Genomic DNA, 23024 nt, shown 5'->3' with positions numbered 1-23024 from the left:
CAGCGCGGAGCGGCAGAACAGCATGTGGGGCCCTTGGTGGGGTGGGGATTCTTGGGTCGTTAACCCGTCCACCAAGGGCTTCTTGCTGTTCAGAAGAGGTCCCGGGGGATCAGTGCGGGTCTGTGACCTGCACCTTCAGGAGGAAAAAGGCTCACTGCCATGGCAGACGCCTACGGCTCTGACTTCTCCTCTGAGAAGGTCGCCTGGTGTTCGCGGTACCGAACGCGCTTCCGCCGGTGGCCGATGACCGCCACCACGAAACAGCCAGATCGGGGGCGTCCACCACGGATGGAAGAACCCGGTGTATTCGGGGTCGAACACGACTATGGCTGGTCAGGGGACGGCGATCCATGGGAAAGGTGGTCGAGGGTTCATGCGTCAGGGACCTTTGCCTTCCGCCACGCTTGTCCAGGTCGAGGTGACGGCGCCAAAGACCTGACCGTTCACTCCGCCTCGGACTGCCGAACGTCACCAGGAGCTTACGCAGTCGAACACATATCCGACAGTCACCAAGGCGTTCCTCCCAGCGCCTCGCTTTGGTCGACCGGCTCTTGATAGCCCGCGCCCAGCCCTTTGATGACAACTTCTGAGAGGCGACGCTAACGTGGCAGATGATCGGCCGCGCTTCCAGGACCAGTGTCCGGACCGTCCTGCCTTCACGGCCCGCGCAGCCCAGACCGAAGAAGGGACGCATCAGCATGCTCCTGCCCGCACTCGTGGCGTTCTCCTACGGAGATCTGACCGCTGACCAGGTGCGATGGCTGCACGACACGCTTCGGCTCGAAGAAGGGACGCCCCGCACCGAGGGCTACGGGTCAAAGTCGAGCATCGCGCACCGCGTCTTCACCGATGGCATGTCGGACCATCTCGTCCTGGAACTCGGACGAGTCGGAGAGAACACGTGGGCGTTCTCCCTGTATTTCGAGGGGGAGCGGCCCTTGGCCGAGACCGTCGAAAGCCACCGGATGCTGTTTCGCAACCTCATTGAACAGCTCGATCTCTCGATCCTCGAAATCACTCCGGCCGCGACCGCCGACGAGGTCTTCGTCGCTTCCCCGCAGCCTGGCGATAACGTGGAGGGTGGTGTCGGTGTGTACTGGGACCTTCCCTACAAGGAACTGGAGCAGGCCTGGTCCCATCTCGGTCTGCGCAAGGACGCCCCTCGGGAGGTGAAGGCGGTCAAGCTCCGCGAGTTGATGAGTTTCCCGATCTGGTCCGTTGCTCCCGAGCCGCTCCGCAGCCAGGCCGAGGAGTTCCTCCGTGACACCTGACCCGACCAGGGTGGGAGTAGGCCGACCGTACGCTCGCACCGAGCCGGACTCGTGTGGAGGGACGGTCGGCCGCGGGGACCGGAGTCAGCCTTTACTCTCCGACGAATGTCTGGTCCAGCAGTTCTTTTGCCAGATCTGCGGCGATCTGCGCCAGTGCCTCACCGTTGCGGCCGGGACCGAAGGCGGCTCCCGGGGAAATCCGAGCGGCGAGCTCTTCCAGCAATCCCGCGACGATCATCGCGCGTAGCTCCGTGATGACCACGTCGCTGGACGGCTCGTCGGAAGGCCGCACCTGCGGGCTACGGTCTCCGTCGAGTCGCCGTCGCAGATCAGCCGCCCGCCCAGGCAAGGAGACCGGCTCCGCCCGCCGACCCACGTACCGCTTGGCGGCGAGCGAGTGCTCGAACGGATCAGGCGTTTCACGCTCTGCGCCGAGCGACGTCGGTGTACCACCCGCCAAGACAGAACGCAGATTCCGCAGCGCGGCATCGACCCGTTCCGGCGAGCCGTCCACGTCTGGCATCGCGTCGAGGACCCCGATCGCGGCGTTCCGCAGGCGCACGTACTCGACTCGAATCCCGTCTTCGGTCACCCTTGTTCCCCATTCTCCTCCGACTTGCGTTCGGCACATCTCCGAAGCCCGGATATCTTCTGCCGCCCTGTCCCCGAGCGGTAGCGGTACGGCTTGAACACCGGCCGCTGCGCGATCTCGAGTGTTTCTTCTATGTATGATGCCTTGTCGCAAGGTTCTTTGTGATTCCTGTTGGCTATCGCGGTGCCCCTCTGCCCTTCCCTGGGTGCCCTTTTGCTATTTCCCGGCTGGTCGAGAGGGTGCCTGTGCTTTCCTGGCTCGGTGAAGCCAAGGACGAGATCCGCACCGACCCGTACGTTCGCGACGGGTGTGCCCCATCGTCGTGCTCTGTCACTACGATCCCCCGGTCGCGGACACGGTTTCGGGCAACCGTGGCGGAGATCGTCGTGTCACCCTCCGCACCCGACGGCGGCCCCGGCCGGTGGATGGCGCGGTGAAACCCGTGGAGATGCATGTGTTCGGACCGTGGTACGCCGGTACCACAGAGGAGCTGTTGGCAGTCGGCCTCGACTCCAGACGGGAACTCACAGCTGTGCGCGAGCATCCAATCCCGGATCGGTCTCCCGAGAACGCCCCGAGGAGCAGCCAGTGATGGATGAGTACGCGCGGTTGTCGCGCGAATGGGAGTCAGCGCGCAGCGAGGACGCGCGATCCCGGCTGGAAGCGGACCTGGTGGCCGCCGCGAGGGACATCGTGACCCAGTGGCAGACCCCGCCCCTGCCGCCCTGGGCGGACGGCTCTTCGGAGAATGACTCATGGCGTAGCAGGTGGACCTTCGAGTACGCCTCGACCGGGCCTGACGGGTGGAAGCTGTCCGACGCCGACAACGAGCTCGTCTTCCGGTGGGAGATCCTCCCGCAAGCGATGGCAGGCGTGAGCAGGCCTGTGGGGCCGGTGCTCGCCTACATCGGCGGGCAGGCGGCCTCCGGTAAGACCACCGCCCAACGTGCTGCCATGGAGCGTATGGGAACCGACGGTGCCCTCATCGCCGACTTCGATGCCCTGCTCGAGTTCTCCCCGGTGTACCGGACGTTGATGGCGGAGGACGACCGTACCGCCGCCAGGCGGGTCGGCGGTGACGCGTGGGTGTGGATGAACAAGATCATCGACACCGCCCGAAAGAACAGACTGAACCTGATCCGTGAGAGCGCGATGGGCGGCGCAGAGGGCGCGGTCCGGGACTCTGAGCTGTTCCACGAGCTCGGCTACCGCGTGGAAGCCGACGTGATGGCGGTTCCCGAAGCGATCAGCAGGCTCGCGATCCTCAACCGCTACCAGCGGATGCGAGATGAGTATGGGTACGGTCGCCTTGTCGCCAGGAACATCCACGACGAAGCGGTCGTCGGTCTCCCAGAGACCATGGGGGCCGTCGACGAACTGGCGTTCCTGGACGCGATCACACTTCGCAGATGGGGCGGCCACATCGTGTACTCCAACTCCCTGGACGCCGAGGGGAACTGGCAGGGTCCGGCGAAGGCTGAGGAGACCTTGGAGAAGGAACGGCTTCGGCCGTTCACTGAGGAGGAGGTCCGCTGGTTCAGGGAGACCTACGCCTACCTTGACGCCGAGCTCACGGACGAGTTCCGGCCGGAACTCCTGGAGATCGCCGAATTGGCCGCGCGACACGGTGTCGAGATCATCCCTCAGACCATCTCGATCGACGGCGCCCGCGAGGAAACGAGCGTGAGGGATATGGACATCGCGGACCAGGAGCCACAGGCCGCGCCCGTCCACCACCGCGAGCGGTTGCTCCAGGACTACCAGCGGCGTCTGGCCGAGACACACCCCGCCGACGGCGAGGCGGTCTGGAAGGAGTTCTCCGCGGAATGGGCGCGGCTGGCTCGACAGGTCGGCATGGACCGCACCGACCTGCGCATCCTCGCCTACTGCACGGAGTGGGATCCCCACAAGGGCGGCATCGTGGCCGTCAACCGCAACCTCGTCGAAGGACTCGCCGCCGCCGGGCACGAAGTCTTCGTGCGCGTCGGGCACGAGGTGCCGCCCGACGTTCCCGGCAGCCGCATCCACCTTATCGGGCCTCGACATTACGACCCGGGCCGGGGCGAGCAGGAACAGCTCGTCTACGACGGCGAGGAACTGCCGTCGAACGTGGACGCCATCATCGGACACAGCCGTTACTCCGGGCCCGAAGCGTTGCGGGTGCGCGACGAGAGGTACCCGGACACGCCGTTCGTCCAGGTGGTCCACATGGTGACCGGTGCGCTGGCCCGAGTGGCGAAGCGACCAGACTTGGAGGTGGAGTTCGAAGGCATCGAGCGCCGCATGGTCGCCTCTGCCGACATGGTCGCGGCGGTCGGCCCGACCCTGGAGAAGGAGGCTCGCCGACTCGCCGCCACCAACCCGGGCGATCATGTTCCCGCCGTCCACCAGATCATTCCCGGCGTTCCTTTCGAGGAACAGCGGCTTCCGCTCTGGGACGGGGAACGGACACGACACGTGTTGCTGGTCGGCCGCGGTGACGCCCCGCAGAAGGGCGCTCACCACGCCGCGCTCATGGTCCGCCGGTTGCTGGGCGAGGGTATCGACGCGCAGTTGACCGTTCGCGGTGCCTCCCCAGAGACGGTGGAGGAGGTGAAGGAACGGTTGTCCGCCATCGTCGGCCGGGAGGTCGTGGTCAAGCCGTTCTCGATCGATCGAGGCGATCTGCTGTCCGACATGCGGCAGGCCGATGTGATGGTCATGCCCTCGCGGGCGGAGGGCTTCGGGCTGGTCGGGCTGGAGGCCGCAGGCGCAGGACTGCCCGTCGTGTTGCCTAGCACCAGTGGAGTCGGATCCTTCTTCGGCGACCCGAGTCGTTTCCCTCCTGAGATCACCCGTCTCATGTTGGTCGAACAGAGCTTCGAAGGCGAGGTGGATATCGAGCGCTGGACCCGGAACCTGCGGGAGATCCTGCTCGACATTCCCGCGGCCAGGGGGAACGCGCTCTCCCTGCAACGCCTCCTGCGCGAGGCCGACACGACGTGGGTGGGTGCGGCTCGGGCCTTGGCCGCCGGTATCCGGGCGATACCGGACCGCGCCGCGTCGCGCCCCCGGGCGCCCGAGCTGCCCGCGATGGTGGGCGATGGTTGGGTGAACTGCGCCGAAGGCCACCCGCATTGGGGACGCTTCGGTGCCGCCGGGCTGTTGCCGGTCCATCGTGCCGCGAACGGCGAGGCGTTCGCGCTCATGCACCACCGGGGCCCGGACACCGACCAGGGAGGAACCTGGGCACTTCTCGGCGGCGCGCGCGACAGCCATGAGTCCCCGACCGAGGCCGCCATCCGCGAGGCTGCTGAGGAGAGCACCCTCCGCCGCGCCGACGTCCGCGTCGAACGGGTCGTTCGGGACGATCACGGCGGCTGGACGTACGACATCGTGATCGCCACGGCCGACCGGCTGGTGTCGTTCGAGCCAATCGACGGCGAGACCATGGCTCTGGCATGGGTCCCGGTCTCCGAAGTCCGGGGCCTGAACCTTCATCCCGGCTTCGCCCAGAGCTGGCCGAAGCTCCAGAGCGAGATCGAGGCGGTGCTGAACGGCGGTCAACCCGCAATCGTCAGGGCTGGCGCCACGCCCCGTACCAGCGCGCTCCCGCTGCCCGTACACCCGGTCACCGCCGCGCGTGTGGTCGCCAGACAGGCGCTCGGGCACGGTGAGGGCATCTCGAGCAGGGAATTGGCCACGTTCGAGGACGGCACACGGGCCGTCTACGAGAAGTACGTCCGGACCGAGGACGCCAGAGTCAAAGTACTCGACTCGTACGTCGGCCGAGCGGTGGGTGCCCGTATCCCGCTGTCGCACCCGGTGGGGCTCCGTGAAGTTTACACCGACCACATGCTCGGTGAGCCGGCGTCCACCCGCCATCGGGATCTGGCCGACCTGGCGGACCAAGGGATGCCTTCGACCCGCGATGGTGTGTTCCTAGGTCTGTACCACGCGCTGACCGCCGTCCACGGCGTGACCACCGACCAGCTCGTTCTCGGGGGACGGCAGAGCCTGATCGCGGCAGAGGTCGGCACTGCCTCGCACGCTCCCTCCCCGGACGCGGCGAATCCGTTCGTCCGAACCTTCTTCCGGGAGACCGAGACGCACATGTTCTCGTGGGTGGACAATCCGATCTCACCCGGTGACATCGAGATCATGGGGCGACAGCTCGAGGACCTACGTCCCCTGTTCGACCAGTTCGGTCGGACCGATCTGTTCCATGCGTACATGGAGAGGTTCGATCGGGTGGCGGAGCACGCGACCGGAACCGATCGGCTGCTGCCCAGAGCCCCGGGTCACCAGGTCACGCCGCAGAACCAGGCTTCCGGGGAGCACACCCGTCAGCCCCCACTTCTGGACTCGCCGGAACGGATCGACCAACAGCGGATCGCTGAGGCACTGCTGAGTGACGACGGGCGCATCAGTGGCACGAGCCAAGCCAAGACCATAGCCATCGGGGTCCTCGCCCAAAGGATGCGGACCTCGACGCCAGAACTCGTCGTCTCCGCGTTCGGCCTGAATGTCGGAACCGACATGGTGGAAAGGCTGGGCGATCACCAATACGTCCTCGTACCGCTCAACGAGCAGTACCCCTCCATGGGGGCCGACGTCCTCCATGTCGACGAACTCGACCCGGCCGAGCCCGGACACGCTCCGGACAGAGTCATACGCATGGACCGGCCAGAGGCCGACGCCCTGGTGCGTCGGATCTCGGTCAGCGAACTGATGGGCGCTTGGTCCTACGGCTCCAACAACAATGTGCGCGTGCTGGCTCTCCAAGAGGCCACCAAAGAGGAATTCGGCCTTCCCCGGGTTCTGGAATGGAACCCGGACTCGGAGACGCGCAAGAGGGTGGAAATCGAACTTTTGTACAGCCGCGACGCCTTGCGGGACTTCGTACGTACCCAGTACGAGATGACTCAGGGGATCCTCGCCGAACGCGGCGTCTCGGAGCTGATCGGTTACCGGGCCTTGACCTGGCAGGAGGGAGCGCCCAGGCCCGATTGGGCCGATCTGAACGTCGGTGCCGGATTCCAGATGCTGCGCCGCCCCTTGGAGAGCTGGTCGGCGGACCGTCAGGTGGTCGCTGATTGGCTGGATACCCGCGGAGGCCCTGGCGTGATCCTGGCCGACCTCATGCCCGCTCAGGACATCCTGTCCCTGCCCACGACGGGTATGGGCTACCTCAGGCAGAAGGAATGGGTCGCGCTGCCCGGTGACCGCCCGAGCACGCTGGACGGTATTTCCGCCGGAAGAACGCAGGAACGTGCCGTTGAGCGGACCACGGCGAGCAGTGTCAACGTCGGTGGCCCTGTTCTGGGAGATGACAGGGCAGCCTTGGTGGAGGAGCCGATGAACCCCCCGGACGCACAGTCCCAGGGCTCGGACGGCCGGTGGCGTCCTCTGGAGATCACGAGCCACCGACTCAACCCCGCAGACCCGTTCGATCGCCGGATGATCCGGATCTTTGAGGGCGAGGAACAGTATCCGGACTGGTGGCCCCGGGACGACTCCGGCTATGCCATCGCCAAGCGCGACCTGGACTTTCTCGGTATCGATCCGGTCCAGATCAAGTGGATGGTAAGCAGGGAGGCCCCCATGGGGATGACTCCGGAGCTTTATGACCAGTTCGGTACGGAGATGTTGGAGGCTCTGCGGCGGGACGGCTTCCAACCGGAGCAGGTCGACATCCGCCTCAAGGGAACCGGTGCCGACGTCTTCTCCGGTATGCACAAGACGCTGCCCAATGAAGAGGAGCTGGCGGACAAGCCCGAGGCCGCCCGACGCATGCGGGAATGGTTCGGCGACAGTGCTGAACGTCCGCTGCGCCGTCCGTACGACGCGATGTGGCGACTGGGTCTGGCGTCCGTGCCGAGTGACTTCGATCTCGACATCAACAGCACTGCCATGATCCGTGCCGCCCGCGAACGCTGGAAGGAGCAGCGTTCCGACCGTTATCCGGGCGACTTCATGGGTGGGCACGGATACCTGGACAAACAAGCGGTTAAAGATGCTTTTCCGGAACTGGCCGAGTGGGCGAACAAGTGGGAGAAGAAGCTGGGGCGAGAGCTCTCGCTGGGAGCCTTCGAGTCCAGCGGGCCTGTCGACGCGACCAAGTTCGGGCGCTCCCTCTCAGGGCATTTCCGCAGTACCGATTGGGTCATTCACAACTCGGACCAGCCCTGGGATGCACGTACTCCCGGCGGCACGCGGCCCCAGGCCAGGGACTGGTCGACAGAGCACGCGAAGCAGGCGCAGGATCTCATGAGACGCGGAGAGCTCGCCGCCGGTGGCATGCGGCCCCAGGCCCAGAACTGGCTGACTGAGTACTGGAAGCAGGCGCAGGACCTCATCGAACGCGGTGACCTGGGACCAGAGACCGCTCCGGCGATGTTGGAACTGCACGCCCAGGCCGACCGGGTGGCCGCGGTCGCCTACAAGGACCAGGGCAAGCAGCTCGCCAAGCACGACTGGTACCAGAAGGTGCAGAAGGAGGTGTTCCTGGCGGGCCAACGCGGTGTGGACAACGCCGCCCTGCCGTCGAGCCCGAAGGAGTACTTCTCCGCCACCCAGGAAGAACGCAGACGCTACGTGCAGACGATGAAGACCACCAAGACGGCGCGGCGTCCCCAGCCTGGTCTGGCTTCCCCGGGTACACGGGGCGCCAAGACGTCCTCCCCTGCCGGTGACGGACGGAGCCGGGAAGCGCAGGAGGGCCCTGACCTGGAGCTCTAGCGGTGTGGCCAGATAAGGGAGTGGACAAGGTACGCCCGAAATCGGAACCGTCCCTGTTCAGGGGCCTTTCTGCAGGGCAGTCGAGGCCATGGGCGAGCACAATGGTCCGGGACGCGGCCGGGTGAATTCAGTTCGCCGGAGCAAGGAATCCCGACAGCGACACCGCGGTCAGCGGGCTTGGCATTCGAGCCCAGTCGGCCACCGACCGTCGCGAGGCGGACAGGGAATCCGTCGATCTGGGCTCGGAAGAGGTCAAATCGCGTGAGCGGTGGGCCGAAGACATGGAGGGCCACTCTCTGGCGACCAACTACGACCTGCCTGTCGAGGTTCTGGAGGCGATCGAGGCACCGGCATGGACCAGAGTTCGGCCATTTGGTTAGTCCGTCACGTTGTCACCGCGTGAGCGCGTCCAGGATCTCCTACTGAGTCTTGGGGATCCGTGGTGGGAAGGTCTGCTCGGTGCCGTTGATCGCGATGGTCGTCGAGCGTAGCGGCCGCAACCCTCGCGCCACGGCACGGATATCGCGCCCGGTCCGCGCCTGCACCTGTCGGGCGATCGCCACAGCGACACGATGGTCAGGTGCGCCTCGATGCTGTCCCTGGTGTGGTGGAACATCGGCCGGGCCGCCAGATCGGTCTTGCTCATCCGGAACGACTGCTCCCCATGCCACAGGTCGTGGTAAGAGCCGATCACCACCGCACCCCCACCGCCTTTGAGACGAACACACACCACGAAGGGAATCCGACGGCATGAGCGCGATCGAGTACGAGGCCAAGGTTCTGGACATCGACCCTGACCGGGTCACTCGGCTCATCCTCGACAAGGGCGGTGAGGACCTGGGGGAGGTGCTCCAGCGGCGCTACGTCTACGACATCGAACCCGAGGACGCCTCCCGGTGGGTGCGGCTGCGCGACACCGGTGGCCGGGTGACGCTCGCGGTCAAGGAGATCGGCTCCGACGCCATCGACGGCACCCGGGAGACCGAGACCGAGGTCGGCGACTTCGAGACCGCCAACGCGCTGCTGGGCAAGCTGGGGTACACGCCCAAGGCGTACCAGGAGAACCGCAGGCACAGCTTCGCACTCGACGGGGCCAGGTTGGAGATCGACACCTGGCCGCGCATCCCGGCCTACCTGGAGATCGAGGCCGACAGCCGGGAGGAGGTCGTGCGGGTGGCGGCGCTGCTCGGTTACGCCGAGGCCGAGCTGACGGGGGAGAACACCACGAAGGTGTACGCCCGCTACGGCATCGACCCGGCCACGATCATGGATCTGCGCTTCCAGGATGCGTAAAGGGAACGGGCGTGGTGCGCCCCGACGTTCGGCACGGTGCACCTCAACGAGATCAAGGAGTCCGACATCCGCCGTTGGCGCTACTCGCGGCTGCGCCGCAAGCAGAGCTGCACCCAGGTGCCCAAGGCGTACCGGCTCATGCGGGCCGTGCTCAACACCGCCGTCAAGGACAAGCTGATCCGGGAGAACCCCTGCCAGATCGACGGGGCGGGCCTGGAGGACGTCCATCTGCACGACCTCCGGCACACGGGCAACACCTTCGCGGCCGAGGCCGGGGCGTCGCTGCGGGAGCTGATGAACCGGATAGGCCACTCCAGCCCCCGGGCGGCGATGATCTACCTCCACGCCCGGGACGAACGCGCTCAGGAGTTGGCGGACCGGTTGGGTGAACGGGCCGCCGAGGAACTGCGCAAGGCCCGGGGACACGGCGGTGACGATGAAGACGATCCGCCCCTTGCCGGTGCCCGGGTCTGAGCATCGGGCACGTAGCGGGCACGCGGGCCATGTGGAGCCCTAGAAAGCAGTTAGGCCAGGTGTTCGGTTTTTACCGATCTGCCTGGCCTAACGTTGTTCGGAGCGGATGACGGGAATCGAACCCGCGCTATCAGCTTGGGAAGCTGAAGTTCTGCCATTGAACTACATCCGCGTTGTATCCCGGCGTTCCAACGGCCGGTCAACCACTGTCATCCTAGCCCACTCCCCGCCCCCGACGGCAAGTCGGTGACGGGGTCCGTGTCGGCGCTCCGTGTTCGTCCGGTGTTCCTCCGGCATCGCTCCTGGTGGCCCGTGCAGGCGGTAGGTTCGGAGCGTGTTGCTCTCCGATCGCGATATCAGGTCCGAAATCGATGCCGGGCGGGTCCGGATCGATCCCTTCGACCCCGGCCTCGTCCAGCCGTCGAGCATCGACGTACGGCTCGACCGCTTCTTCCGGGTCTTCGAGAACCACAAGTACCCGCACATCGACCCCTCGACGGAACAGCCGGACCTGACCCGGTTGGTCGAGGCGGATCCCGATGACGCCTTCGTCCTGCACCCCGGCGAGTTCGTGTTGGCGTCCACCTACGAGGTGGTCACCCTGCCCGACGACATCGCCAGCCGGCTGGAGGGCAAGAGCTCCCTCGGGCGGCTGGGGCTGTTGACCCACTCGACGGCCGGTTTCATCGACCCCGGGTTCTCCGGCCACGTGACGCTGGAACTGTCCAACGTGGCGACGCTGCCGATCAAGCTGTACCCCGGCATGAAGATCGGCCAGCTGTGCATGTTCCGGCTGACCTCGCCCGCGGAGCACCCCTACGGTTCCGCGGAGTACGGTTCCCGCTACCAGGGGCAACGCGGGCCGACCCCCTCGCGGTCGCACCTGAAGTTCAGCCGTACGCGCATCGAGTCCTGACGCGGCACCCCGGTTCTTTTCGACCGGGGTCTGTCGCGCGCACGGTCGATCACGCTACGTTGTCATGTTGGTACGGACCGTCCTGTGGTGCTCTTGTCAGCTATAGGTGACCAAGGTCACTTTGTAATGGCATGTGGCATAGATCACATATTGCTGTCCTGGGAGAACGCGGACCCCCGGCATAAGTCGACGGACCGTTTTTATGCCGTTTAAACATGTTATCTGCTGGTTACCAAGCGCCTGAACTGTGCGTACGCATCTCGGTAACGTGGCCCCCCGACGTGAACCAGGTGCTGGTCCGACCCCGAGAGGGGCGCGCAATCGGGGGGCTCTGCGCGAGCCGGCCGCCTGAGGGATCCGCGGGCCGGCGATCGGATGACCGCGCCTGCTCCGCGGCCGGGACAGCCCCGTAGAGGAGACCGTGCCAGCAGTACGAGCAGACCATCTGTACAAGGTGTTCGGTAGACAGTCCGGAACGGCCGTTCAACGGCTCTCCGACGGCAGCCACCGTGACACCATCGCCGACCTCGACGTGACAGCCGCGGTCATCGACGTCTCCTTCGACGTCGAACCCGGTGAGATCTTCGTGGTCATGGGCCTGTCCGGTTCGGGCAAGTCCACCCTGATCCGCATGCTCAACGGACTCCTGCCGCCCACCTCGGGCGCGGTCGAGATCGACGGTGTCGACATCACGGCCCTGAGCAAGAAGAACCTGCTGAGGCTGCGCGGAGAGAAGATCAGCATGGTCTTCCAGCACTTCGCGCTCCTACCGCACCGCACGGTCCTGGAGAACGCCGCCTACGGCCTGGAACTGCGCGGCGAATCCCGTCCCGAACGGGCCGAACGGGCCCGTGAGACCCTGGAACTGGTGGGTCTGGGCGGCTGGGAGGACAAGTACCCCCACCAACTGTCGGGCGGCATGCAGCAGCGCGTCGGTCTGGCCCGCGCCCTGGCCGCCGACACCGACATCATCCTGATGGACGAGGCGTTCAGCGCCCTCGACCCGCTCATCCGTCGGGACATGCAGACCCAGCTCCTGGAACTCCAGAAGAGCCTGGGCAAGACCATCGTCTTCATCACCCACGACCTCAACGAGGCCATGAGGCTGGGCGACCGGATCTGCGTGCTCCGCGACGGCCGGGTGGCCCAGATCGGCACCGCGCAGGAGATCCTCAACGAGCCCGCCAACGACTACGTCGAGCGGTTCACCGAGGACGTCGACCGCACCCGGGTGCTGACCGCGTCCGCGGCCCTGGACCCGCGGGCCGCCGCCGACGGTTCCGCGCCGCAGGTCGGGGCCGACACCCCGATCGCCGACCTGTACACGGACATGGCAGGCTCCGAATTCCTCCGCGTGGTCGACGAGGACGGCGGCGTGCTGGGCGTCGTGTCCCGAACGTCCGTGCTCGCCGCCCTCGCGTCCGGGAGGGAGCGGCAGTGACCCCCGTCGACTTCCCGCCCGCCCTGCCCATCGGCGAGGGTTTCAACGCGTTCAACGCCTGGCTCAAGACCCACTTCTCCGGTCTCTTCGACGCCATCGGCGAATTCATCCGTTGGGCGGTGGGCCTGCTGTCGGGGTTCTTCACGGACCCCGCCGCCGCGCAGCTGACGTTCATCGCCGCGGTGATCATCGCGGTCCCGCTGGTGCGGAGCCGCCGGATCCCGCTGGTCGTGACCGTCGCGGCGGTCTCGCTGCTCTACATCCTCCAGGCGTGGTTCGCGCTGGGGGACACGATCATCAACAACATGCCGCCCGCGCTCTTCCTGTGGGCGATGAACCTGTTCGACCAGTACGTCGACGCCTACTTCTGCATCTCGCTGCTGTTCCTCGTGGCCGTCACGGTCATCGCGGCCCTGGACCGGGGCACCCGGGTCCGCACCGCGATCGTCGCGGGCGGTTGGCTGGTGACCGTGCTGCTGGGATGGCTGCTGTTGCCCGCCGTGGTCATCGGCCCGAAGTCGGTGCTGATGATCCTGCTGCTGAGCCTGCTGGCGCTTTCGGTGGCCGGCTGGAAGATGGGCCTGTTCGGGCTGCTCGCGCTGTCCCTGGTCTCGTCGGTCGGCCAGTGGGACAACGCCATGGACACCCTCGGACTGGTGCTCGTGGCCAGCGCGATCGCCGTGGTCATCGCGATCCCGATCGGCGTCCTGGCCGCCTACAACGACCTGATCAGCAAGATCGTCAAGCCGATCCTGGACCTGATGCAGACGCTGCCGGCGTTCGTCTACCTGATCCCGGCGATCTTCTTCTTCTCCATCGGCGCGGTTCCCGGCGTGGTCGCGACGATCGTGTTCGCGATGCCGCCCGGCGTCCGACTCACGGAACTGGGCATCCGCCAGATCGACAGGGAACTGGTGGAGGCCGGAGAGGCGTTCGGCGCCCCGGGCCACAAGATCCTCACGGGCATCCAGCTGCCCCTGGCGCTGCCGACCATCATGGCCGGCGTCAACCAGGTCATCATGCTGGGTCTGTCCATGGTCGTCATCGCGGGCATGGTCGGCGCCGGGGGCCTGGGCAGCCAGGTCTACCAGGGCATCACCCGCAACGACGGCGCCCTCGGTTTCGAGGCCGGTATCGCGGTGGTCGTCCTGGCCATCTTCCTGGACCGCCTCACCGCGGCGGTCACCCGCAAGAGTCCGCAGGGGCGCGCCGCCGTCACCTCGGCCTGAGCACGTTCCCGCACACCGGCGGGCCCACCGCACCCGGCCCGCCGGACCGGAAGTCCCCTAGGGAAGGAATCCCACGATGTACACCCGCAAGCGCACCACCGCGCTGTCCGCCGCCGGCATGAGCGCCGCCCTCCTCCTCACCGCCTGTGGCGGTGGGGACCAGGACCTGACGGGGCCCGCCGAGGGCGAGGGCGGCGGTGACGCCCAGGAGGTCAACATCGCCCTGATCGCCTGGGAGGAGGCCATCGCCACCACCGCCATGTGGCAGGTCATCCTGGAGGAGAAGGGCTACGACGTCACGGTCACCGACGTCGACGTCGCCCCGATGTACCAGGGCGCCGCCAACGGTGACGTGGACCTGTTCCTCGACACCTGGCTGCCGGTGACCCACGCCGACTACTGGGAGGACTACGGCGACCAGCTGGAGGACCTCGGTGCCTGGTACGACAACGCCAGGCTGACCATCACGGTCCCCTCCTACGTGGAGGACGTGGACTCCATCGCCGACCTCGAAGGCCGCGCCGACGACTTCGGCGGCCGCATCGTCGGCATCGACCCGGGTGCCGGCCTGACCCGGGTCACCAAGGAGGAGGCGATGCCGGGCTACGGCCTGGACGGCGACTACGAGCTGATCGAGTCCTCCACCGCGGCCATGCTGGCGGAGCTGGACTCGGCGATCGCCGAGGAGGAGCCGATCGTCGTCACCCTGTGGCGTCCGCACCCGGCCTACGCCAAGCACGACCTGAAGGACCTGGAGGACCCCGAGGGCCTCATGGGCGACGCCGAGACCATCCACGCGGTGGGCCGCTCCGGGTTCACCGAGGACTACCCGGACCTGGCCGGCTGGCTGGAGACCTGGGAGATGACCGACGACGAGCTGGCCTCGCTGGAGGCGCTCACCCTGGACGAGTACGAGGACCCGCAGGAGGGTGCTCGCGTCTGGCTCCAGGACAACACCGACTTCCTGGAGCGCACCCTGGGCGAGGACGCCGAGGGCCTGGAGTTCTAGAACGTCCTCCGGGCACGGTCGCGTCGCGCACGCCGGCCGCCGGGGACATGGGGAAGGGGCCGCTCCGTACGGGAGGGGCCCCTTCGTCGTCGACGGGTCAGGGTGCGTGATAGCCGCCCTGGGCGCCGGGCTTCCACTGCTCGATCGGGCGTCGCCGTTCGCGCTTGGGCAGCAGGTAGGCCGCCAGCAGACCGCCGAGGAAACCGAACAGGTGGGCCTGCCACGACACACCGGGGTACTGGGGAAGGACACCCCAGATCATCGTGCCGTAGAAGAGCACCACACAGATCATGATGACGATGTCGATGGTCTTGCGCTCGATGATGCCGCGCAGCACCGTGTAGCCGAAATAGCCGAAGACCAGGCCGCTGGCGCCCACGGTGATGGAGGGCGGCGCGGTGAAGAACCACACGCCCACGCCGCTGACGACCGTGACGATCAGCGTGGTGATCAGGAAGCGGGACAGGCCGCTGAAGGCGACGAGCGACCCCAGGACGAGGAACGGCAGCGAGTTGCCGATGAGGTGCTGGAAGTTGCCGTGCATGAACGGGGCGGTGAGCACGGTCCAAGGCTCCCCGAGGTCCCAGGAGGACAGGCCGTACCGGTGGTCGAGCGTCCCTCCGAACAGCAGGAAGTCGAGGATCTCGAAGACCCACATGGCCGCGAGCATTCCCGCTACGGTCAGGATGGCGGTGATTCTGGACTGCGTCACGCAATCGAGGGTAGAGGACCCGGGCTTGCGAGGGTATGTCCGTGGGCCGTGTGGTGCGGATTCGGCTGATGTGGCCTGAGAAGTCTGACTACCTACCGTGGTGTCATGAATTTTCGGTCGGACCGTTACGGGAGTGAACGGGGTGACCGGGACCGTCGTGGAGCCGCGTCCGGAGCCCCGCCCATCGGGGGCCTCAGGAGGCCAGTGAGCGCTTGCGCGGGGGAATGCCCGCCATCGCCATGAACGACTCGACCTTGGCCGGGCTGGTCATTCCGGTCAGCGGCAGGTAGGTGCGCGAGGTGCGGCGGCTCCGGAGCGAGGGGAAGCGCTTGGGGCGGCCGGCGGTGTCGCACAGGCCCAGGGAGCGCACCCCGCCGGGCAGCAGGTAGTAGGAGCCGATGTCGCCGAAGGGAACGCTGACCTCGTACGCGCCGCGCCGGTAGTGGAACTCTCCGTCGGAGATCTCCAGCACGGGCGCCTTGATGAGGTGGCCGTGCACGGCGAGTCCCACGCCGAGGAGGACGAGGAGCAGGCCGAGCGTGATGTTGGCCCAGTGGGCGGGGTCCATCACGATCGCCACGGCGCCCAGCGCGGCCAGGAGGTAGCCGGACCACAGCTCCGCGTGCTTGCGTCCCGAAGGGCAGACCAGACGCACTGTTTGGGACACGGCAGAGGCCTCTCTCGCGGTGGCTGAGTGGATGACGGAGGTCGCCGCTGTCGACTTTATCGGCTCTCCGAGGGTGCCCACGGTGGTTTCGGACACCTCGACGAAGGGCCCTCCACGCGGCGGCTCCGCCGCCCCCTGGGCCTTTGGAGGGTATTGGAGCCCTTTGTCTTTTTATCATCACGTCATCCCATGTTTTGTGGTCGAACCACTGACTTCGGAGATGCCGCAGCCTGCCTCGCTCATTCCCGACCCCCATTGGCTCGATGCGATGTTCGTGTTCGTATGTCCGTTTTTCTGGAGTAATCACTCCGAGGCTGTGCGTGGTCAAACATTGTTTACTTTTGCGTAAACACCGTTGACTACAAAGTTATTGCGTCGACGCATTTCTGGCGTGTCCGAATCACCGGGCGCAAAGGTGCTCCATCCGCGCCTCCCTGGCCTGCGCGAACATCTGCGGCTCCGGCTTGTTACGGGTGTGTTGACGCGTGATGTCGACGCCCGAGGTCGATGAGCGCGAACCGGTTGCGGATGGGTCACGAATCCGGCATTGGGGCTATACAGACATTTCACTCGATGGTCTTCTGATCGACTAATCGCCTAAGTTCGGTGGGGACTGTGCGAACCATCCCTCCCCCCGCCGAAGGTTCGTATTAGTGATCAAGGGTGTGACTGATGCAGATTCGTAAGAAAATGCTGGGGGCTGCGGCCGTCGGTGTTTCGGCGGTGCTCGCTCTGGGTGCCTGTTCCCCCCCGCAGGACGAGGGCAACGGCGGTGGCGGCGAGAACTCGGTCACCTGGATCGTCAACCAGCCCGGTGGCGGCTGGAACCACAACTCCAACGAGGGTGGTTCCGTCTACGTCATCCAGATGCTCCACGGCGTCCTCCCGGTGCCCGGCTTCTGGAGCCCCGAGGGCCAGTGGGAGTGGAACACCGACCTCATCGTCAACACCCCGGAGCTGATCGAGGGCGACCAGGTCTCCTGGGAGTACCAGATCAACCCGGACGCCAACTGGAGCGACGGCGAGCCGATCAGCGCCGAGGACTTCATCTGGCAGTGGAAGATGACCAGCGGTGACGACGAGATCTGCGCCGAGGGCTGCAACTCGCGCGGTTCCACCCTGGGATCGCTCATCGAGAGCGTCGAGGGCTCCGACGACGGCAAGACCGTCACCGTCACCCTCAAGGAGGACGCCCAGTTCCCCGGGTGGTTCACCTTCGGTGCCGACGGCCTCTACCCGGCCCACGTCGCGGTGGCCGAGGGCATCGACCTCGACACCGCCGACGGCATGCTGGAGTCCTCGCACTTCTTCAACGACGCCCCGCTGACGATCTCCGGCGCCGAGTACGTCTTCGACGGCACCCCCGCGCTCGACGGCCGCACCGTCAAGGTCGCCAACGAGGAGTACTGGGGCGACACCCCCGACATCGGGGAGATCATCCTCGAAGTCAACACCGAAGAGGGCAGCTGGGTTCCCGCCCTCACCAACGGTGAGGTCCAGGGCGCCGCGCCGGCCTCCTGGTCCGACGACGTCATCACCCAGCTCGAAGGCCTGGAGAACGTCGAGTTCGGCGTCGACTCCGGCGGCAGCTGGGAGCACCTCGACGTCAACATGAACAACGAGGCGCTCCAGGACGAGGCCCTGCGCCACGCCATCTTCAACGCGATCGACGTCCAGAACATCGCCGACCGCACCTACGGCGAGAAGTTCCCCGACATCACGCCGCGGACCAACCACGTCTTCTCCACCAGCAGTGAGTTCCACCAGGACACCATCACCGAGCACGGTCACGGTGCCGGCGACGCCGACGCCGCCCTGGAGCTCCTGGAGGAGGCCGGCTACGAGCTCAACGGCGACACCCTGGAGCTGGACGGCGAGGCCGTCCCCGCGCTCCGCCTGCGCTACACCGCCGGTCACGTCGCCCGCGAGATCATCTCCGAGCTGATCCAGGCCGACCTGTCCGAGATCGGCATCACCGCCGAGATCGAGACCACCGACGACCTGGGCGGCACCCTCGCCGAGGCCGACTACGACCTCATGCTCTTCGGCTGGAGCACCACGCCGGACTTCTACGGCTCCCCGCACCAGTACTGGCACAGCGAGAGCGGCAGCAACTTCGGCGGCCTCGACGTCGAAGAGGTCGACACCCTGGTGGACCGGACCATGAACTCCTCCACCCCGGAGGAGTCCGCCGAGCACGCCAACGAGGCCGCCGCCCTGGTCGCCGAGCAGGCCTACGTCCTGCCCATCGTGGACACCCCGGCGTTCTACTTCTACGACACCTCCTTCATCGACGGTGTCACGGACAACAACGCCCAGTCCCGTCGGGCCCTGTGGAACCAGCACGAGTGGACCGCGGTCAACTAGCGGCCCCATCGGACCACTCCGCTCCCCTCAGGACGAGGGAAGGCGACCCCTGATCCCCGTGCCCGCGGCATCGCGCGGCACGGGGGTCGGGGCGGGACCCCGCCCGGCCGGACCATCGGTCGGGCGGGGTCCCCTTCCCGGGTCCGGAGCGTTCAACGAAGGACCTTCCCATGCTCGTATACACCGCGCGTCGCCTCGCCGTGGCGATCCCAGTACTCCTGGCGGCGTCGGTTCTCGTCTTCCTCATGGTGGACCTCAGCGGGGACCCTCTGGCGGATCTGCGGCTGCAACAGCCGCCGCCCAGCGAAGAGGTCATGGCCGCCGCCGAGGCCAGGTACTACCTCGACCGGTCGACCCCGGAACGGTACTGGCTGTGGATGACGGGGATCGGAGGCAACGGTGACATCGGCCTGCTCCAAGGCGAGTTCGGCCCCTCCGTCCGTGGCGGCGCCTTCGACATCGGTGAGCAACTGGCGTCGAGCATCACCGTCACCCTGCGTCTGGTCACCGCCGCCATCATCGCCGCCCTCGGGCTGGCGATCCTCTCCGGCGTGGTCAGCGCCATGCGGCAGTACTCCAAGCTCGACTACACCCTGACCTTCATCGGCTTCCTCGCCCTGGCCATGCCGACCTTCTGGCTGGGCGCGTTGATCAAGGAGGGCGGCCTGTGGTTCAACCAGACCACGGGCACCGGCTTCTTCTACACCATCGGCGCCAACTCGGCCCGGGTGAGCAACATGACCAACTGGGAGTACTTCCTCGACTCGGCCGGTCACCTCGTGCTCCCCACCGTCACCCTGATGCTCACCAGCTTCGCCTCGTGGAGCCGCTACCAGCGGACCTCCATGCTGGAGGTGCTCAACAGCGACTACGTGCGCCTGGCCCGCGCCAAGGGCGTGCCCAACCGCGTGGTGGTGCGCCGCCATGCCCTGCGCACCGCGCTCATCCCCCTGGTCACGGTGGCGACCATCGGCGTCGTGGGCATCATCGAGGGCGTCGTCATCACCGAGACGATCTTCCAGTGGCGCGGCCTCGGTTACTTCTTCATCGAGGCGGTCAAGACCAATGACGCCTTCGCGGTCATGTCCTGGCTCATGTTGAGCGGCACGCTCGTGGTGCTCGCCAGCCTCGTCGCCGACATCCTGTACGGCGTTCTCGACCCGAGGATCCGTTATGAGTGAAATGCAGAGCCGTATCGCGATGAGCGGTGGAGGCCCGGAGAACCCCGAACAGCCGGTCGCGAAGGGCGGGGACCTCACCCAGATCCAGATCATCTGGCGCCGTTTCCGCAGGCACCGGGCCGCGATGATCAGCCTGGTCCTGCTCGCGCTGATCACGGCCTTCGCCTTCCTGGGCCCCCTCGTCTGGCAGTGGGGCCACACCGTCAACTCCGACATCCCCAGCAACGCCGGCCCGAGCTGGGACCACCCCTTCGGCACCACCAAGCAGGGCAACGACGTGTTCGCGCAGACCATGCGCGGCGCCCAGCAGTCCCTCAAGGTGGCCTTCACCGTCGCGGTGCTCTCCACCGTGGTCGGCGCCACCTGGGGCGCCGTCGCCGGTTACTACCGGGGCCGGGTCGACGCGATCATGATGCGGATCGCCGACATCTTCCTCATCATCCCGCTCATCGTCGCCGTGGCCTCGATCAACGGCAACGTGCGGGGCGGCGCCACCTGGTACGCGGTGGCGCTCATCATGTGCCTGTTCTCGTGGGCGACGATCGCCCGCGTCGTCCGCGGCGTGGTGCTCTCCCTGCGCGAGCAGGAGTTCATCGAGGCGGCCCGCGCGGCCGGCGCCAAGGCGTCCCGGATCATCTTCCGACACCTGCTGCCCAACGCCGCCGGCCCCATCATCGTCGCCGCCACCCTGCTCATCGCGGTGGCGGTCCTGACCGAGGCGGGACTGTCCTTCATCGGGTTCGGCATCCAACCGCCGGACATCTCCCTCGGGAAGATGGTGGAGGGCGCGCGCACGGCCGCCTTCACCCGACCATGGCTGTTCTATCCGCCCGGTGTGCTGATCGTCCTCATCTGCCTGACGATCAACTTCATCGGTGACGGCCTGCGGGACGCCCTCGACCCACGACAGACGATGGTGCGGCGATGACCACGACGGAGAACATCAACGACGGCGCTTCGACGGCCGTCGACAAGGACATCGTCCTGGACGTCCAGGACCTCAACGTCACCTTCTCCTCGGAGGACGGCCCGTTGCAGGCCGTGCGCGGGGTCTCCTACCAGGTGCGCAGGGGAGAGGCCCTGGGCATCGTCGGCGAGTCCGGCTCGGGCAAGTCGGTCACCTCCATGGCGATCATGGGTCTGCTGCCCAAGACCGCGAAGGTGACCGGCTCGGCCCGGGTGCTCGGTCAGGAGCTCATCGGCCTCAACGACGCCCAGATCAGCAAGGTGCGCGGCGAGAAGATCGCCATGATCTTCCAGGACCCGCTCACCTCGCTGAACCCGGTGTACACCATCGGTTACCAGATCGCCGAGGCGATCCTCACCCACCGCAAGGTGACCAAGCAACAGGCCCGGGAGCGGGCGATCGAGCTGCTGGACAAGGTGGGCATCCCCCACCCCGACCGACGTGTCGACCAGTACCCGCACGAGCTCTCCGGCGGCATGCGCCAGCGGGTCGTCATCGCCATCGCGATGGCCAACGACCCCGACGTCATCATCGCCGACGAGCCCACCACCGCTCTGGACGTGACGGTCCAGGCCCAGGTGCTGGAGGCGTTGGAGGCGGCACGCCAGGAGACCGGCGCCGCCCTGGTGCTGATCACCCACGACCTCGGCGTCGTGGCCGGGCACGTGGACCGGGTGGCCGTGATGTACGCGGGCCGTCTGGTGGAGACCGGGACGGTCGAGGACGTCTTCTACCGCCCCCGGATGCCCTACGCCCTGGGGCTCCTGGGCTCGCTTCCGCGTATGGACGAGGCGCGCGGCGAGAAGCTCACCCCCATCCTGGGGACGCCGCCGTCTCTGCTCGACCTGCCGCGGGGCTGCGGGTTCGCACCGCGCTGCCCGATGGCCGAGGCCCTCTGCCACGCGGAGGAACCGGTCCTCAAGGAGGCGGTCGACGCGGAGGAGACCGACCTCCACCACCGTCACATGGCCGCCTGCCACTTCGGCGAGCGGCTGGTGGACGTGCGGCCCGAAGACCTCTTCCACCCCACGTCCCTCGACGCGGAGGTGCCCGTCGAGGCCGTCAGGGCGGAGGGCACCGAGGCCTCCGCCGAACGCGGGCGGGAGCACGAGGCGTCGTCCGAGGTGCTGCTCTCCGCCGTCGACCTGGTGAAGAACTTCCCGATCCGCTCCAAGGGCATCCTGCGGCGCAAGATCGGTGAGGTCCAGGCGGTCTCCGGGATCTCCCTGGAGTTGCGCGAGCACGAGACCCTCGCCCTCGTCGGCGAGTCCGGGTGCGGCAAGTCCACGACGGCCCGACTCCTGCTCCAGCTCATCCGGCAGACGTCGGGCGAGGTCACCTACATGGGACAGCCGCTGCACACGCTCAGCGACGCCCAGATGCGGCCGCTCCGACGCGACCTGCAACTGGTGTTCCAGGACCCGTTCGCGTCCCTGGACCCGCGCATGACGGTCACCGACATCATCGCCGAGCCCATGCAGATCCACGGGCAGGGCAGGACCGCCAAGGCACGGGTCAAGGAGCTGCTGGAACTGGTCGGGCTCAACCCCGAGCACGGTTCCCGCTACCCGCACGAGTTCTCCGGCGGTCAGCGTCAGCGCATCGGCATCGCCCGGGCGCTGTCGCTCAACCCGAAGGTGCTCATCCTCGACGAGCCCGTGTCGGCGTTGGACGTGTCCATCCAGGCCGGTGTGATCAACCTGCTGGAGGACCTCCAGGACGAACTGGGGCTGTCGTACCTGTTCGTCTCGCACGACCTCTCGGTGGTCCGGCACATCGCCGACCGGGTGGCCGTGATGTACCTCGGCAAGGTGATGGAGACGGGTACGACGGAGGAGCTGTTCGCCGCCCCCGCCCACCCGTACACGCAGGCCCTCATCTCGGCGATCCCGCTGCCGGACCCGGTCAAGGAGCGGACCCGCGAGCGGATCGTGGTGACCGGTGACGTGCCCAGCCCGGCCGATCCCCCCTCGGGGTGCCGGTTCCGGACGCGGTGCCCGAAGTTCGCGAACGAACTGGACGACGCGCGGCGGAACCTGTGCGTGGAGGAGCCCCCCGAACTGCTGGACCGGGGGACGGGCCACCGCGACGCCTGCCACTACTCCCAGGTGGTGGAGCTGATCTGACCCGGACACGGCACCGTTCCCGGGGCTGTTCGGGCCGGGAACGGCGCCTTCGGGTCATC

15 protein-coding genes, 1 tRNA gene and 1 pseudogene are annotated in these 23024 nt (G+C 67.0%); 12 read left to right on the top strand and 5 right to left on the bottom strand.

Annotated elements, in window-relative coordinates; all coding sequences use genetic code 11:
• Positions 1–698: 698 nt before the first annotated feature.
• Positions 699–1271, top strand: coding sequence for a hypothetical protein (locus PWG71_RS26290; RefSeq protein WP_274812706.1), 573 nt, complete (start codon positions 699–701; stop codon positions 1269–1271).
• A gap of 91 nt (positions 1272–1362) precedes the next feature.
• Here PWG71_RS26290 and PWG71_RS26285 read toward each other — a convergent pair whose 3' ends face one another.
• Complete coding sequence (locus tag PWG71_RS26285) at positions 1363–1863, bottom strand: hypothetical protein (protein ID WP_274812705.1); 501 nt, start codon at positions 1861–1863, stop codon at positions 1363–1365.
• Between the two features lie 591 nt (positions 1864–2454).
• Here PWG71_RS26285 and PWG71_RS26280 point away from each other — a divergent pair.
• Entirely contained in the window at positions 2455–8583 is a 6129-nt protein-coding gene (locus PWG71_RS26280; RefSeq protein WP_274812704.1) for a zeta toxin family protein, read from the top strand.
• Between the two features lie 419 nt (positions 8584–9002).
• On the opposite strand, the pseudogene PWG71_RS26275 reads toward PWG71_RS26280, so the two are convergent.
• Positions 9003–9283 (bottom strand): annotated as a pseudogene (locus PWG71_RS26275) (IS1634 family transposase); the annotation flags it as partial.
• Positions 9284–9333: 50 nt separating this feature from the next.
• Here PWG71_RS26275 and PWG71_RS26270 point away from each other — a divergent pair.
• Positions 9334–9876: a class IV adenylate cyclase gene (locus PWG71_RS26270; RefSeq protein WP_274812703.1), complete on the top strand. Its 543-nt coding sequence runs from the start codon at positions 9334–9336 to the stop codon at positions 9874–9876.
• A gap of 36 nt (positions 9877–9912) precedes the next feature.
• Positions 9913–10350 carry a tyrosine-type recombinase/integrase gene (locus PWG71_RS26265; RefSeq protein WP_274812702.1) on the top strand — a complete coding sequence of 146 codons (438 nt, stop codon included), beginning with the start codon at positions 9913–9915 and terminating at the stop codon, positions 10348–10350.
• 101 nt (positions 10351–10451) lie between these two features.
• On the opposite strand, the gene PWG71_RS26260 is transcribed toward PWG71_RS26265, so the two are convergent.
• Positions 10452–10522 (bottom strand) — tRNA-Gly (locus PWG71_RS26260).
• 162 nt (positions 10523–10684) lie between these two features.
• Here PWG71_RS26260 and dcd point away from each other — a divergent pair.
• The 4 genes from dcd (at position 10685) to PWG71_RS26240 (ending at position 14945) form a co-directional block, all read left to right on the top strand.
• The gene (gene dcd / locus PWG71_RS26255) at positions 10685–11266 is read left to right on the top strand and encodes a dCTP deaminase (RefSeq protein WP_274812701.1); all 582 of its coding nucleotides are present in this window, start codon (positions 10685–10687) and stop codon (positions 11264–11266) included.
• A gap of 445 nt (positions 11267–11711) precedes the next feature.
• A complete protein-coding gene (locus PWG71_RS26250; protein ID WP_274812711.1) occupies positions 11712–12707 on the top strand; it encodes a quaternary amine ABC transporter ATP-binding protein in 996 nt (331 codons plus the stop codon).
• Positions 12704–13936: an ABC transporter permease gene (locus PWG71_RS26245; protein WP_274812700.1), complete on the top strand. Its 1233-nt coding sequence runs from the start codon at positions 12704–12706 to the stop codon at positions 13934–13936. Before PWG71_RS26250 ends, PWG71_RS26245 begins: the two co-directional genes overlap by 4 nt.
• Before the next feature lie 76 nt (positions 13937–14012).
• Entirely contained in the window at positions 14013–14945 is a 933-nt protein-coding gene (locus PWG71_RS26240) for a glycine betaine ABC transporter substrate-binding protein (protein WP_274812699.1), read from the top strand.
• A gap of 97 nt (positions 14946–15042) precedes the next feature.
• Here PWG71_RS26240 and PWG71_RS26235 read toward each other — a convergent pair whose 3' ends face one another.
• Both PWG71_RS26235 and PWG71_RS26230 read right to left on the bottom strand, forming a co-directional pair.
• The gene (locus PWG71_RS26235; protein WP_274812698.1) at positions 15043–15657 is read right to left on the bottom strand and encodes a rhomboid family intramembrane serine protease; all 615 of its coding nucleotides are present in this window, start codon (positions 15655–15657) and stop codon (positions 15043–15045) included.
• Positions 15658–15850: 193 nt separating this feature from the next.
• Complete coding sequence (locus PWG71_RS26230) at positions 15851–16324, bottom strand: hypothetical protein (protein WP_274812697.1); 474 nt, start codon at positions 16322–16324, stop codon at positions 15851–15853.
• Positions 16325–16996: 672 nt separating this feature from the next.
• Between PWG71_RS26230 and PWG71_RS26225 the strand changes: the two genes are divergently transcribed.
• The 4 genes from PWG71_RS26225 (at position 16997) to PWG71_RS26210 (ending at position 22965) form a co-directional block, all read left to right on the top strand.
• Positions 16997–18691 (top strand): ABC transporter family substrate-binding protein, encoded by a 1695-nt coding sequence (locus PWG71_RS26225; protein WP_274812696.1) that lies wholly within the window; start codon positions 16997–16999, stop codon positions 18689–18691.
• Positions 18692–18861: 170 nt separating this feature from the next.
• A complete protein-coding gene (locus PWG71_RS26220; protein ID WP_274812695.1) occupies positions 18862–19872 on the top strand; it encodes an ABC transporter permease in 1011 nt (336 codons plus the stop codon).
• A gap of 19 nt (positions 19873–19891) precedes the next feature.
• Positions 19892–20800, top strand: coding sequence for an ABC transporter permease (locus tag PWG71_RS26215; protein ID WP_274812710.1), 909 nt, complete (start codon positions 19892–19894; stop codon positions 20798–20800).
• The gene (locus PWG71_RS26210; protein WP_274812694.1) at positions 20797–22965 is read left to right on the top strand and encodes an ABC transporter ATP-binding protein; all 2169 of its coding nucleotides are present in this window, start codon (positions 20797–20799) and stop codon (positions 22963–22965) included. The genes PWG71_RS26215 and PWG71_RS26210 overlap by 4 nt, the downstream gene beginning before the upstream one ends.
• Positions 22966–23024 lie beyond the last annotated feature (59 nt).

Source organism: Nocardiopsis sp. N85, assembly GCF_028882275.1.
Lineage (GTDB): Bacteria > Actinomycetota > Actinomycetes > Streptosporangiales > Streptosporangiaceae > Nocardiopsis > Nocardiopsis lambiniae.
Note: the sequence above shows the minus strand (reverse complement) of the source record. Positions and strands in the feature narration are given on the sequence as shown.

Excerpts from the sequence above, each read along its gene's own strand:
- PWG71_RS26290 (WP_274812706.1), top strand. The coding sequence starts at position 699 with ATGCTCCTGCCCGCACTCGTGGCGTTCTCCTACGGAGATCTGACCGCT.
- PWG71_RS26280 (WP_274812704.1), top strand. The coding sequence starts at position 2,455 with ATGGATGAGTACGCGCGGTTGTCGCGCGAATGGGAGTCAGCGCGCAGC.
- PWG71_RS26270 (WP_274812703.1), top strand. The coding sequence starts at position 9,334 with ATGAGCGCGATCGAGTACGAGGCCAAGGTTCTGGACATCGACCCTGAC.
- PWG71_RS26240 (WP_274812699.1), top strand. The coding sequence starts at position 14,013 with ATGTACACCCGCAAGCGCACCACCGCGCTGTCCGCCGCCGGCATGAGC.
- PWG71_RS26225 (WP_274812696.1), top strand. The coding sequence starts at position 16,997 with ATGCAGATTCGTAAGAAAATGCTGGGGGCTGCGGCCGTCGGTGTTTCG.
- PWG71_RS26220 (WP_274812695.1), top strand. The coding sequence starts at position 18,862 with ATGCTCGTATACACCGCGCGTCGCCTCGCCGTGGCGATCCCAGTACTC.
- PWG71_RS26215 (WP_274812710.1), top strand. The coding sequence starts at position 19,892 with ATGAGCGGTGGAGGCCCGGAGAACCCCGAACAGCCGGTCGCGAAGGGC.
- PWG71_RS26210 (WP_274812694.1), top strand. The coding sequence starts at position 20,797 with ATGACCACGACGGAGAACATCAACGACGGCGCTTCGACGGCCGTCGAC.